Raw genomic sequence first — 13,777 nt, 5'->3', positions numbered from 1 at the left:
CGGATTTTACCCTTTCGCCATTACTACGCTAAAAATGAGTCTTATGAGATATTGCTTTTTATCAGCCCTGGTGTTGTTTTGTCTGAGCCGTTGTGCTTCACCTACGGTCGACTATTTTGCGAAACAGGATTCGGGGGTACAGACCGGGAACATCAAAATGGTGGAGATCAGCACGCCGAAGGGCAAATTTCATGTGTGGACGAAGCGTTTTGGGAACAACCCGAAGATAAAGGTCTTGTTGTTGCATGGAGGTCCGGGGGGTACCCATGAGTATTTCGAGTGTTTCGAGAATTTCCTGCCGAAGGAGGGGATCGAGTTCATCTATTATGATCAGCTGGATTCCTGGTACAGTGACCGGCCTAATGACAGCAGCCTATGGACGACCGATCATTTTGTGGAGGAGGTGGAGCAGGTGCGGCGGGCGCTGGGACTGAATAAGGACAATTTTTACCTGCTGGGTCATAGCTGGGGTGGGATATTGGCGATGGAGTACGCGTTGAAATACCAGGCCAATCTGAAGGGGTTGATCATTTCGAATATGATGGCCAGCATGCCGGAGTATGAGAAATATAATGGCACGCTGCGTTCGAAGATGCGGAAGTCGTTGGTGGATTCGCTGAAGGGATATGAGGACAGGGGATTGTACAAGGACAGTGTCTACCAGGCGCTGGTGATAAAGGAGTATTATCATGAGCATTTGTGCCGGCTTGCGGAGTGGCCGGATCCGGTGACCCGGATGTTCAATCATCTGAGCGAGGGCATCTATGTGACGATGCAGGGGCCGAGCGAGTTCAAGACGGGAGGGAGGCTGATCACCTGGGACCGGAGCAAGGATCTGGGGCAGATCACGGTGCCAACCTTGATGATCGGCGGGGAGTACGATACCATGGATCCCAGGTATATGGAGTGGATGAGCAAGCAGGTAAGGAAGGGGTCGTATGTGTATTGTCCGGAGGGAAGTCATTGTGATATGTGGGACGATCAGGCGCATTATTTTCCTGGACTTATAAAATTTCTGAAAGATGGCGACCAAACTAACTAAGACCGCTATTGCGGCGCTGCTGCTTATTTCTTTATCGGGCGAGGCCCAGCCTACACAGAAGCCGCCGTTGCACGGCAATCACTGGATGGCCGTTACGGGTAAGCCGTTGGCGGCGGAGGCGGGGGCGCAGATATTCCAGAAGGGGGGGAATGCAATAGATGCCGCATGTGGGATGTTGGGTGCGGTGTGTACCATGTGGGACGTGCTGAGCTGGGGTGGGGAGACGCAGGCGCTGATCTATAACCCCAAGACGGGGAAGGTTATCGCCATCGATGCGCTGGGTTGGGCGCCAACGGGGGCGACGCCGGCCTTCTTCCGGAGCAAGGGATATAATTTCCCACCGGAGTACGGTCCGCTGGCGGCCGTCACGCCGGGCACGCCGGGCGGGCTTTGCTATATGCTGGCGAAGTATGGAACGATGAGCCTCAAGGAGGTGCTTGCGCCTGCGATGGAGATGGCGAAGGGGTATGCGATCGAGGCGCAGACAGCGAACAGCTTCGAGGCGCAGAAACGGCGGCTGAAAGAGTGGCCGTACAGCAAGGCGTTGTTCCTGCCGCATTTGGGGGAGAAGCGGGAAGCGCCCGAGGCAGGCGAGGTGTTTGTACAGAAGGATCTGCTCGAGACCCTTACGAAGATGGTCGAGACCGAGCAGGACGCGCTGAAGCATAAGAAGACGAGGGAGGAAGCCATTATGGCGGCCTGTGACCGGTTTTACAAGGGGGATATCGCCAGGGAGTTTGTGCGGGGCTGCCAGGAGCAGGGCGGGCTGATCACGATGGAGGACCTGGCTGCGTGGAAGCCGATAGAAGAGGAGCCGATGCATGTCGACTATAAGGGGATCGAAGTCTACAAGCTGCAGCAGTGGACGCAGGGTCCGGCGATGTTGCAGGCGTTGAATATCCTCGAGAATTTCGATCTGAAGGGGATGGGCTATAACAGCAGCAAGTATATTCATACGATCTACCAGGCGATGAACCTGGCCTTTGCGGACCGGGACTTTTATTATGGCGATCCGTACTGTTCGACGGGACAACCCATGAAGGGTTTGCTGAGTAAAGAATATGCTAAGGAGCGGGCGAAGATGATCAATTTCGAGCGCAATGACGCGACAGTGGGGCCGGGTGATCCTTATCCTTTTGAAGGCAGGACGAATCCTTTTACGGAGTTGTTGAAGCAGCGGGCGAAGCTGACCGGGCCTACAAGGGGAGCTTCCGGCGCCAGTGGGGCGATGAATGAGACTGCGATGGTGGATGAGGCGTTGTACCACGACCGGCTTTGGCGGGGAACGACGAGCATCGAGGCTGCGGACAAGGATGGCTGGGTGATCTCCGTGACGCCGAGCGGCGGCTGGAACCCCGCCTGTGTCGCGGGGCATACCGGGGTGGGGATGAGTCAGCGGATGCAGAGCTTTGTGCTGGATTCCATCATCGATCCGTTCAATGTCGTCAAGCCGCATCAGCGGCCGAGGGTAACGTTGACGCCCAGCCTGGCGTTAAAGGAAAATAAGCCTTATCTCTGTTTCAGCGTGCAAGGTGGGGATACGCAGGATCAGAATCTGTTGCAGTTCTTCCTCGATATGGTGGTATTCGGGATGACGGTGCAGGAGGCGACAGAGGCGCCCAATATCAATTCCGATCAGCTGTGGCTGTCCCTTGGCGGGGAGCGGATGGAGGACCGGCGGCCGAGGCCGGGGCGCATCCTGTTGGGGAATGTGACGCCGCCGTACGTGCGGCAGGAGTTGAGGAAGATGGGGTATTTTGCAACGTTTGGGGATCGGACGAGCGGGCCGATCAATGCGATCATGGTGGATTCGAAGCATGGTACGTTTTGGGGCGGCAGCAGTAATAACGGGGAGGACTATGGGATTGGGTGGTGAGGTTTAACGGTGAATTGCGTGTATGTGACGCCCGCGCGGCCATCGGCGGAGAGCCCCTGGACGACGACGAGGTAGTCGCCGGGGACATCGGAGGTGAAGAATTCCACGGGTGCGGCGGTTGTTCCAGGGCGAAGATCGGGGGACCAATACAAGAGATTGCGAAAATCCGGCAGGCGTGTTTGCGCCTGCCGGTTTGTATTGTATGCCGGGGCGTAGAATTGCCGACGGTATTGCATTCCATCGTATTCGATCTGGAGGGAATTGGGGTCCAGATCCAGGCCTTCATAGTCGCCCCTGAAGGTGGTGAAGCTGGCTATGCCGCTAAAGTGCGCGGGACCCAGAATATATTCGCGGGGTATAACGTCGAGTTTTTTTATTTTGAGTGCGTCATAGGAGAAGATGCGGTCATCAGGAACTGGCACGCCGTCGAGGAGAACGAGGGTTTTGTTGTCGCTGAAGACCGAGTGCATGGGTTCGTTGAGCATGGTGAGATGCAGGTGGCCCTGTTGGTGGGTGACGTTAATCTCTCTTATGTATTCCCGGAGGATCTCCTCGATGCTTGTGAAGCGGGTGTAGTTGTCCATGAGGTAGGTGTAGGCGCCTTTTGAGAAGAACGGGATCGTGTCGATGGGAGGGGTGATGAAGTGGTTGAGGCTGTCGCCGGAGTATACGTTCAGGACCTGCATAGCGATGCTGTGGCGTGTCAGGAGGGGGAGCAGGGAGGAGGAGAGAGAGAGGGGGGGGACGGGGGCGCCTGCATATTGTTCCGAAAAGGGTGATGTGATTTGCACTTTGGCAGGGGTTTCGGTATGGACGACGATGCCATCGCTGCCGAAGAAATCCTTTATGTCGAACAGGAATTTGCCAGTGGAGTCGGTTTGGGTGGCGCCGAACTGGAAGGTGAGGCCGGGAGTGGAGATCCAGGTGTCCGTTGCCTTCAGCGCTAAGCCGGTTTGCGGATCGGATAGGCGGCCGGTGATGAATTGCCCACGGATCTCGGGTGCGAAGAGGCGGGGGCCGGAGGGGTGAGAGAGTACATCGGTCCAGCGAAATCTTGTCCAGCCGTGTGTGAGGGCATACAGGTGTGCGAGTTCGGGGTCGTCGAAGATCCGGTTTACGGGTATCGTGCCAGTCCATTCCGAGGAAGTCCATAGGTAGCGGAGGATATCGGTTTGGGGATAACCCTGGAGGGAATCCAGGCGATAGACGGCGATGGAGAGGTGATTGCCGGAGGTATCGGGGTTGGAGATGCCGATGTCGAGATGAACTTTTTGACGGGTGGTATAATTTGCCTGCTTGGTGGCAGCGGTTATGTTCAGTTTCGTGTGGGGGGGGATGAAAAATAGACGTTCCGCCTGCGGGCGGCCGGCGGCGTCAAAGAGTGTGAAGCGGGTGTTACCTTCCGGCAGTGTATTTTTTTCGATGATGAAAGAGGCCGAATCGCCCGAGAGGGTGGGTGGTTGGCCGGTGAAGGAGGATCTTGTTCGCGAGTGAATGAAGAGCCGGCAATTTTGGGGGGCGAGGCCTTCACTTGCGCGTACGATCAGCTTGAGGTTGGGTCCACCGTCGTCCGCCAGATGGAGAGTGTAGCCGTGCGGGAGGATCTGTGGGATAGGCCAGGTGCGGGTTTTGCCATCGGGGCAGTTCAGGATGGCCTTATACGTCAGGCCGGGTTTGGGTGTGAATAAAAGGAAGCCCATGCCCTCCTGTTGCGGATGGAGAGTCGCGATGGTATCGTTGTTGGAGGTGAGCAGGGCGCCATCGGCGACCAGTCCATTGCCTTGTTCATCGAGCGCTTCGAAAGCGAGAGTGGATGGCAGATTGGCGACCAGGTCACCGCCTTCCGGGAAGAAGGAGAGTGTGTAGTGGCTGCCTGTCGTGTCCGGGTGTTCGAGTGCGGCCGTGTCGACCCCTTTTATCGTATTTATGACCGAAACGGTCTGGGTGAAGAATGTTTCCGGGCCGAAGTTCTTCATCCAGTTGGTGTAGGCCCGGAGCCGGTATATGCCGGTGGGGATGGAAGGCGGGATATGGAGGCAGCCGTCGCCGAAGCCTTTTGCCAGGGCTATTTTGACCTGGAGCAGCGGTTTGTTATCCCGGTCCAGCAATTCCACATAAGCCAGTTTGCTCACGTCGGACGGGCGGTGCGAATCTCCGTCCACGCAGTAGAGGCGGCACCAGAGGAGTTCGCCGGCGAGGTAGAAGGAGCGGTCAGCGTGGAGGAAGATTTTTTCCTGCAGGACGACGTTTCTCCAGGTATCCGCGCGGGTTTGCACCGAGGTTAGCGCGTCGGATTGTGCGAGGGCCGGTATGGAGCGGAGGGACAGCAGGAGGAGCAAGGGGATGGTTCTCATTTCTTTCTTTTACCAGAATGATGGACGAATATTTGATGGTCACCACCAGTAGGGGCGTTGATTGGTTCCGGAGAGTGTGCAATCTACGCAGCGGCCCGGAGCCATGTGCGTGAGGGGCGGATTGAAGTCGGCTTTCCAGGGGAGGTAGCCGATGCTATAATAAAAGGCGATGCTGTCCGGGATGGGCGGCACTTTATAGTCGGCGCATTCGGGGTCATAGAACCAGGGTCTGACCTGGTCGATGGTAATGAAAGTGCGCAGGGATTGAACGGAGCCGCCGCTGACGAATCCGAGGACCTGTTCGGCGGTATCCGTCAGGCAGTGCATATTCCCTTTGTTCGCCGAGGGTTGGACGCCGAAGATGGAGCCGATCTGTTCGGAATTTTTTTGGAGGATCTGCCACCAGTCGAAGGCGGCTTGCGGAAGTGCGTACTGTTTGACCAGGATACTATAGCGGACGCTGATCTGTTGGGAGTTGAGGGGTATTTGGAGTAGTGGTGCTTCGTGGATGACATCCGAGGCGAGTTGGGTCGACGTGCCCAGGATGATGCTGGTGGAATTATCGTTATGCCAGCAGGTGGAAATGGTGTTGGGGGAGTAGTTAGCGGTCATGCCGCGGGGGACGTATTGAATGTTAGCGAAGTACGCGGAATGGAATTCCCAGGTCTCTTCGTATTCCCAGCGATAGAACCTGGTCTTGTTCTGCGGGTCGTGGGTGTTGGCGTAGACGGTGACTCCCTTGTGATCGTCGTCATCCATGCGTTTGAAGCTGATGCTGTCGATGGGGGGAGAGGCTATGAGGGGGAAATAGTCCGAGGCGTATTGCTTGCCGGTGGCGGTGACGATATGCAGCCGATAGCTGGTGTTGTAGTTGAGCGTGGAAAGGGAGGCGGTATAGGCGCCGTTTCCCGATTCGTCGAACTTGTAGAGGGTGTTGTCCGCGCCTTCCACGGTGACGGTGGCGCCCTGTTCCGGGGAAATGAGGGGGGTATCGAGTTTGACGGTATGTGAAAGGCGGATAACGGTGTTTTCGCCGGCATTGGTATTGAGGAATGCTTCCACGACGAGGTAGTTGGGCGGGTTGGCGATGGCCGGCGGCAGGTAAGACTGTTTGCATCCAAGAATGGAGATGATCGCGATCAGTAGGAATGATATGCCTGTCTTCATCAAAAACGGATGTTAAAGTTAATGAATGGGATTGCGCTGCCGAAGATGGAGAGTTTATAGCCGTTGATCCCTCCGTTCTCGGACAGGAAGTACACGTTATAAGGATTTTTTCTGCCTGTGAGATTGTAGACGCCGATGGTCCAGGAGTTGTGTGTACGTTGGTGGACTTTGTAGTTACCATCGAGGTTGAGGGAAAGGTCGGTGCGGAAGTAATCGGGGATGCGATAGGCGTTTCGATCGGAATAGAGGACCCTCGCCGAGTTGGCATAATAATATTCGGCGATCGGCAGTGTGATCGGTCTGCCTGTGTAGTAGAGGAAGTTGCCCGAAATGCTGAAGCGGTGGTTGAGCCTATAGTTGATTGCGGCGCTGAAGTCGTTTGGGATGTCGAAGTCGGCGGGGTACCAATTACCATGATTGACTATTTCACCGGCGGTGGGGTCGTCAGTTTTCAGGAAAGTGCGGGACCACGTATAGCTGAGCCAGCCGGTGAGGTGGCCGGCCGTTTTGCGGATGCTCAGTTCTACGCCGTAGGCTTTTCCTTTGGAGTTCAGGACGTCGGTCTCGATATGAGGGTTGAGGATCAATGTGGCGCCGGACCGGTAGTCCAGATAATCGTGAAGGTGCTTGTAATAGACCTCTACAGATGTTTCGATGGTGTTTGACGCCATGTTCTTATACAGGCCGAGGGACAGTTGGTCGCCGAGTTGCGGGCGGATGTGCGGATCGCTGAGTTTCCAGATGTCCGTTGGGGCCATGGAGGTGGTGTTAGAGAGCATGTGCGTATATTGGCGAAGGGAGTTGTAGCCGGCTTTTATGGAGAATGAGTTTGTGAGGGCATAGCGGGCGGAGAGGCGGTATTCGGGGCCCTGATAGGTTTTTATTAATTTTCCGCCCGCGAAGTAAGCGGTGCCGATTTGGTCGAGGACCGTTTTCGGTTGGCCCTCCGGGTAGAGGTTTTCGGTATGGGGGCCGAGGTAGCCGAACAATGAATACCGGATGCCGGCGACGACAGAGAAAACCGGGTTGACGGTGATCCTGTCGGAGACATAGATAGCGTTCTCCTGGCCATATTCCGGCTGCATTTTATTCGGGGTGACCAGGGAGCTCGTGTCATAGGGTTCGTAGTTGCCCGGATGAAGGATATAGCGGATGCTGTTGAGGCCGAAATCGACGGTATTGCGGGCGTTGAGATACCAGGTGTGATCCGCCTTGAGGTTGAATTGGTTGATGTCGAAGCTCAGTTTGAATCCGTTGACGGGGTTCCCGTCACTGCTGATATTGTATTGGTAGCGATCGTAGCCGAGGGTATAGGCGCCTGTGACCTTATTGCTGAAGGTATGTTTCCATTTTATGTTCAGGTCGCGGTTGCCGTACTTGTAAAAGGTGTCGCTATTGAGGTTGAACCGGTCGTTGCTGAGATAGCCGCTGAGGTAGAGGTTGTTTTTTTCGTTGATGTTATGGCTGATGAGGAGGTTAAAATCACTGAAGGAAGCCTTGCTGTGTTTGTATTCCTGCGGTAGGAGGTTGAGGAGCCAGTCTGCGTAGGTTGCGCGGCCGCCGGCGATGAAGGAAGTCTTGTCTTTGTCGAGAGGCCCTTCGATGGTTACGCGGCTGGTAAGCAGGCCGATGCCCGCGCTACCCGTGAATTCCTTTTTATTTCCTTCGCGGGCGGTGACATCAAGGACGGAGGCCACGCGGCCGCCGTATTGGGCGGGGATGCTGCTTTTGTAGAGTTCTACGCCTTTTACCACTTCGGGGTTGAAAGCCGAGAAGAAGCCGAAGAAGTGGGAGGGGTTGTAGATGGTGGCGTCGTTGAAGAGGATCAGGTTTTGGTCGGCGGAGCTGCCGCGGACGTTGAGTCCGGTGCTGGCTTCGCCGACACTTTTGACGCCCGGGAGGGTCAGGACAACGCGAAGGATATCGGCTTCGCCCATGACGGTGGGCACCTGTTTTATCTGTTGGATATTGAGTTGTTCGACGCCCAGTTGGACTCGGTTGACGTTGAGCGTTTTTTGAGAGGAGACGATGACTTCGCGGAGCGTGGTGACCTGTTCACGGAGATCCATATCCATCTTTCCATCGGAGTAGAGCATAAGTTGGAAGTGGCTGTCACGGAGGCCCAGGCCCTGGACGTTGAGGGTGTGGTGGCCGCGGGGAAGGGAGATTGAGTAGTAGCCATAGCGGTCGGTGACGGTAGCCATGCCGGGTGGTTCGGGGCTGATGACGACGTTGGCGATGGGTTCGCCGGTCCGGGCGTTGCGGACGACGCCGGATATCACGGCTTTCCCGGGGGCGAAGGTATTGGTTCTTGGGCCGATATCGTACAATTTGCTTTCGGAGCTTTCTTTGTGGCGGGCGTTCTTCTCTTCGCCGAAGCGGATCGAAGTACGGCGTGCCGAGTCCAGTTGGTTGGAGACGGCCGGAGCCAGGCCGGTTTGGATCGTCCATCCTTTTGTGAGGAAGACGTTGCCATCTGCGTCGATGGCGTAGTGAAAGGCGGTGTTCCTGAAGAGTTGGTCCAGGAGTTGGTCGAGGGGTATGTTGGAGACATTGAGGTCGACGTCGAGGCTATCGAAGCTGGTTGCGTCGTAGTAGAACCTGACCGGGATTTGGGCTTCGATGCGGGACACGAGAGAGTCAAGGCGGGCATGGCTGAGGGACAGGGACAGGCGATTTTCAGCCGCTTTCTGTTGGGCATAAGCTGCGGAAAGGGCAGCGAGAAAGACCGCGAGAAGGGTCAGTAGGGACCGGCGCATGATCAATGGGGTAATTGGTTATAGTGATCGACGATGGCCTGCATCGCGGCAGCGGGATCTTTTTTGAAGCGGATGTGCTGAGCGTGCTGGAATTGCCGGAGCTGTTGTTTTTTGTCAGAGAGGAGGGTAAGCAGGTGATTTGCGGATGGTACCGGGTAATAGTGCTCCTGTTTGAAGAGGATATAGTCATCGTGGCTGGAGATAAAGCGGAGGAGTTGGGCGGATTCCAGTTTTTCCTCGATTTTCTTTTTATGGCGGACATAAAGGGACGCGTAGCCGGAGGAGAGGCGTTCGTAGAACCCCGGGGTCCTGTTCGCCGGCTGATAGATGAAGGTGTGGTTTCCGAGGGTGAATTGTTGAACTTTTTCCGGCGCCAGGATGAGGGTTTGGCCTTTGGGGTCGGCGATGACCAGGTCGTCGAGGACCAGATCGTACATCAGGGGTATGTGGGTATAGGTCAGATCTTCGTAGACCAATGAGCCTGAGACGAGGTTGGGGGATTCGAACCAGGGGTTGCCTTCGATACCGCGATAATCGGGCTGATAGGCGACGCCGTTATAGATGGCTGCGTCCTGGCCGATATAGGATTGGTAGAAGATGGCGGCCCTTGCGGCGGGGATGCTGTCGGCGGGGGTGGGTTGGGCAAGGGTGGATTGTCGCAAGAATGACAGGGCCAGGGACAGGCATAGGATGGGCTGCAAGCGGTTAGTTTGAATGATCATAGCGGAATAAATATACCAAAAAAGAAACCGCCCCTGGATTAAAATTGGCGGTTTCTTTTTTGGCCATTGATGTCCGGCATGGGAAGCATGCCGGGGAAAAAAAAGGGCTGTCGCAAGACAGCCCTGTGTATATTCACCGATTTTAATCAGGATTTGAAGTTGAAGTTCGTTTTGTTGGCTTGTTTGAAGCGAAGCCAATCGGGGATGGAGACGTGCTCTACGTAAGGGTTTTCGGGATGGTTCTTTATGTATTCCTGGTGATAGGATTCGGCGGGGTAGAAGCTGTTGAAGGGGAGTACCTGGGTGACAATCTTTCCGGAGTACTTCTTCGAGGCGTTGAGCTTTGCGATCTCGTCGTCGATGACCTTCTTTTCCTGAGCGTTGCGATAGAAGGCGATGGAGCGGTACTGGGTGCCTTCGTCGGGACCCTGGCGATTGAGCTCAGTGGGATCCATGCTGGCGAAGAAGGCAGCCACGAGTGTGGAATAGGAAATTTTTGAAGGATCGTAGAACACCTGTACGGTTTCGGCGTGGCCGGTTTCGCCGGTGCAGACCTTTTCATAGTCGGGATGTTTGTCGGTGCCGCCGGCATAACCGGAGACTGCATCGCGAACGCCGACGAGGCTTTGGAAGACGATCTCCGCATGCCAGAAGCAACCTTCCGCGAAATAGGCGACGGCTTCATTGGAGGAGGGCTTTGTCTGGTCTTTTACCGGGATGTTGACCGGTTGTGTGTTCCCGCAAGCTGCCAGAAGGAAGAGGGCGCCAAGGGTTATAAAGAGTCTTTTCATTTTAGTGTGATTTTGTTGGTGCGGGTTGGCCGTCGGGCACGAAGATGAGTGCCGCGGAATTCATACAATATCTTTTTCCCGTGGGGGCGGGGCCGTCATCGAAGACATGGCCGAGGTGCGAGCCGCTTTTGCTGTCGACCACTTCCCATCTGTCCATGCCGTCGCTGCCGTCGTGTACGAGGCGGACCGCATCTGGGTTTATCGGGGCATAGAAGCTTGGCCAGCCGGTATGGGAATCGAATTTCGTATCGGAGCTGAAGACGGGTTGGAGGGAGGCTGCAGAGTAGTAGGTCCCTTTTTGATAGAAGTGGTCATATTTCCCGGTGAAGGCGCGTTCGGTGCCCTGTTCCCGGAGGATGTAATACTGGTCGGGCGTCAGGCGGGCCTTCCAATCGGCATCGGAGAGCTTCATGGGCCAGGCCGCTTTTGGGCCGACCGTCGGGGGATCGGGGTATTTCTTCGATTGTGCCGCGGCGGGCAGGGCTCCCAGGAAAACTACGGCCAGCGTGAGGATTGTCAGTTTCGTGATGCTCGGTTTCATGATCGTTTGTTTAGTATGTTTAAATAACGAAGGAAAGGGCAGGAGGGTTTGTTAAAGCGGAAAAAGTGAGAATTTTGTTAGAATTGCTGCAACATTTTGTATCCCATGCCCGTCCTATTGAAAAAAATGCGGGTCCATGTTTACCAACTATTTAAAAGTCGCCTTTCGCAACCTCTGGAAGAACAAGGGGTTTTCCTTTATCAATATTGCCGGTTTGGCCATCGGTATGGCCAGCGCCATCCTGATCCTGTTGTGGATCCAGAATGAGGTGAGCTATGACGGATTCCATGAGAAGCGGGCGCGGATCTATGAGGTCTGGAACCGGGCGGAATTCAGTGGGAGTCTGCATTGCTGGAATACGACGCCGAGGGTATTGGCTTATGCGATGCAGCGGGATTTCCCGGAGGTGGAGCATGTATGCCGGGTGGACTGGCAGCGGCGGCTGCTTTTTGAAATTGGTGACAAGAGATTGATGATCAAGGGTAATGTGGTAGATTCCATCTTTTTACAGGTGTTTACCTTCCCGATGGTGGAGGGGGACCCGAAGACGGCCTTGAATGACGGGCATAGCCTTGTGATCACGCAGTCGACGGCCAAGGCGCTTTTTGGGAATGCGGATGCGATGGGGAAGGTGGTGAGGATCGATAATAAAGACAATTATACCGTGACGGGGGTGTTGAAGGACCTGCCCAACAATACCCGGTTCAATTTCGACTACCTTCTGCCCTGGCCTTACAATCGCCGGGAGGGGAACGATGACGCAAATTGGGGTAATAATTCGACGCGGACCTATACGTTGCTGAAGGAGAATGCGAGTCTGGCGTCGATTGCGCCCAAGATGAATGTGATCAAGACCCGGTATGACAGTTCGGAAAAGAAGTGGGAGATGTTTTTATATCCCATTAGCCGGTGGCGGCTGCATTCGAAGTTCACCGGGGCTGCCGAGGATGGAGGGTTGATCGAATTCGTGCGGTTGTTCGCCATCATTGCGAGTTTTATCCTGCTCATTGCGTGTATCAATTTTATGAACCTGAGCACGGCGAGGAGTGAGCGGCGGGCGAAGGAGGTTGGGATCCGAAAGGTAGTCGGGGCGCCGAAGTCAAAACTTATTGCCCAGTTCATCGGGGAATCGGTGCTGATCTCGTTCCTTGCGGCGTTGGTGGCGATCGGGATTGTGTTGTTGAGCCTGCCGGGATTCAATACGCTTACACAAAAGCAATTGTATGTTCCGTTCGGGAGTGTCTGGTTCTGGGTTTCAGCGATAGGGTTCATTTTATTTACGGGTCTGCTGGCGGGGAGCTATCCGGCTTTCTTCCTCTCTTCCTTTCAGCCGGTGAAGGTATTGAAGGGAACATTCAAGGCGGCGAATGCCCTGGTGAGCCCAAGGAAGGTACTTGTCGTGGTGCAATTTACCTTTGCGATCATCCTGATCATCTGTACGATCATCGTGACGCAGCAGATCAATTATGGGAAGGACCGGGAGGTTGGATATGAAAGAGCCAATATGGTGTATCATTTTATGACCGGGGATATCGGGAAGAACTATGAGCTGATCCGGAGGGAATTGTTGTCTTCGGGCGTGGCTACGGCGGTATGCCGAACCAACAGTCCGTGGACGCAACGGTATAGTGATACCTGGGGTTTTGTATGGGAGGGGAAGGACCCCAATGACAAGACCGATTTTATCCGGGAATGTGCGGATGAGAATGTCGTGGCAACAACGGGTGTCAAGCTTGTGGCTGGGCGGGATCTGGACCTCGTGCACTATCCGACCGACAGCCTGGGTATCCTGTTGAATGAGTCGGCGGTAAAGGCGATGCATTTCAAGAATGCGATCGGGCAGACCATCAAGGATGATGACGTAGCCTTTCACGTGGTGGGGGTGATCAAGGATTTTATCATCGAGTCGCCGTATACGCCGATCGAGCCGATGGTGATCGTTGGGGCGAAGCAGTCCTGGTATAATTGTCTGAATCTCCGGCTTAACAATAAGAATTCGACCGAAGCGAATCTGAAGAAGATGGAGGCTATCTTCCGGAAATACAACCCGCAGTATCCTTTTGAGTATCAAATTGTCGATGAAGAGTATGCCCGGAAGTTCGATGATACGCGACGGATCGGCACGCTGGCCGCCCTGTTCGCTGTTCTGACCGTCGTAATTTCCTGCCTGGGGTTGTTTGGGCTGGCGACGTATATGGCCGAGAACCGGGTAAAGGAGATCGGGGTGAGGAAGGTGCTTGGGGCGTCGGTGGCCGGTATTACGACTTTGTTGTCGAAGGAGTTTTTGATGCTGGTATTGATATCGTTTGGGATTGCGACGCCGATCGCGTGGTTTGCGATGTACAAGTGGTTGCAGGGGTATCCCTTCCGGGTGGATATCGAGTGGTGGGTGTTTGCGATGGCGATGGTTTTATCACTGTTGATTGCTTTGTTTACGGTGAGTTTTCAGGCGATACGCGCGGGGATGGCGAATCCGGCGCGGTCGTTGCGGAGTGAGTAAGGGACTTCGGCCCGGGCGTACCGCC

Annotated in this window: 9 protein-coding genes; 3 read left to right on the top strand and 6 right to left on the bottom strand. The window is 55.1% G+C overall.

Annotation, left to right across the window (positions count from 1 at the left end; all coding sequences use genetic code 11):
- The first annotated feature begins 43 nt into the window (after nt 1-43).
- On the top strand, nt 44-1,042 hold the full coding sequence (locus VHE34_RS08180; protein WP_325586577.1) for a proline iminopeptidase-family hydrolase: 999 nt from the start codon (nt 44-46) through the stop codon (nt 1,040-1,042).
- Nucleotides 1,023-2,918: a gamma-glutamyltransferase family protein gene (locus tag VHE34_RS08175; protein ID WP_325586575.1), complete on the top strand. Its 1,896-nt coding sequence runs from the start codon at nt 1,023-1,025 to the stop codon at nt 2,916-2,918. The genes VHE34_RS08180 and VHE34_RS08175 overlap by 20 nt, the downstream gene beginning before the upstream one ends.
- On the opposite strand, the gene VHE34_RS08170 is transcribed toward VHE34_RS08175, so the two are convergent.
- The 6 genes from VHE34_RS08170 to msrB all read right to left on the bottom strand — a co-directional run bounded on the left by VHE34_RS08170 (nt 2,900) and on the right by msrB (nt 11,252).
- The gene (locus VHE34_RS08170) at nt 2,900-5,272 is read right to left on the bottom strand and encodes a hypothetical protein (RefSeq protein WP_325586573.1); all 2,373 of its coding nucleotides are present in this window, start codon (nt 5,270-5,272) and stop codon (nt 2,900-2,902) included. The two genes, VHE34_RS08175 and VHE34_RS08170, sit on opposite strands and share 19 nt — an antisense overlap.
- Nucleotides 5,273-5,311: 39 nt before the next feature.
- Complete coding sequence (locus tag VHE34_RS08165; RefSeq protein WP_325586571.1) at nt 5,312-6,439, bottom strand: DUF4249 domain-containing protein; 1,128 nt, start codon at nt 6,437-6,439, stop codon at nt 5,312-5,314.
- A complete protein-coding gene (locus VHE34_RS08160; protein WP_325586569.1) occupies nt 6,439-9,198 on the bottom strand; it encodes a TonB-dependent receptor in 2,760 nt (919 codons plus the stop codon). The genes VHE34_RS08165 and VHE34_RS08160 overlap by 1 nt, the downstream gene beginning before the upstream one ends.
- Nucleotides 9,199-9,200: 2 nt before the next feature.
- Complete coding sequence (locus tag VHE34_RS08155; protein ID WP_325586567.1) at nt 9,201-9,920, bottom strand: hypothetical protein; 720 nt, start codon at nt 9,918-9,920, stop codon at nt 9,201-9,203.
- 146 nt (nt 9,921-10,066) lie between these two features.
- Complete coding sequence (gene msrA / locus VHE34_RS08150) at nt 10,067-10,711, bottom strand: peptide-methionine (S)-S-oxide reductase MsrA (RefSeq protein WP_325586565.1); 645 nt, start codon at nt 10,709-10,711, stop codon at nt 10,067-10,069.
- A gap of 1 nt (nt 10,712) precedes the next feature.
- Nucleotides 10,713-11,252 carry a peptide-methionine (R)-S-oxide reductase MsrB gene (msrB, locus tag VHE34_RS08145; RefSeq protein ID WP_325586563.1) on the bottom strand — a complete coding sequence of 180 codons (540 nt, stop codon included), beginning with the start codon at nt 11,250-11,252 and terminating at the stop codon, nt 10,713-10,715.
- A 136-nt stretch (nt 11,253-11,388) separates the two neighbouring features.
- Between msrB and VHE34_RS08140 the strand changes: the two genes are divergently transcribed.
- A complete protein-coding gene (locus VHE34_RS08140; RefSeq protein WP_325586561.1) occupies nt 11,389-13,752 on the top strand; it encodes an ABC transporter permease in 2,364 nt (787 codons plus the stop codon).
- Nucleotides 13,753-13,777: the final 25 nt, after the last annotated feature.

The organism is Puia sp., assembly GCF_035546395.1.
Lineage (GTDB): Bacteria > Bacteroidota > Bacteroidia > Chitinophagales > Chitinophagaceae > Puia.
This window is presented reverse-complemented; position numbering and strand designations above follow the sequence as displayed.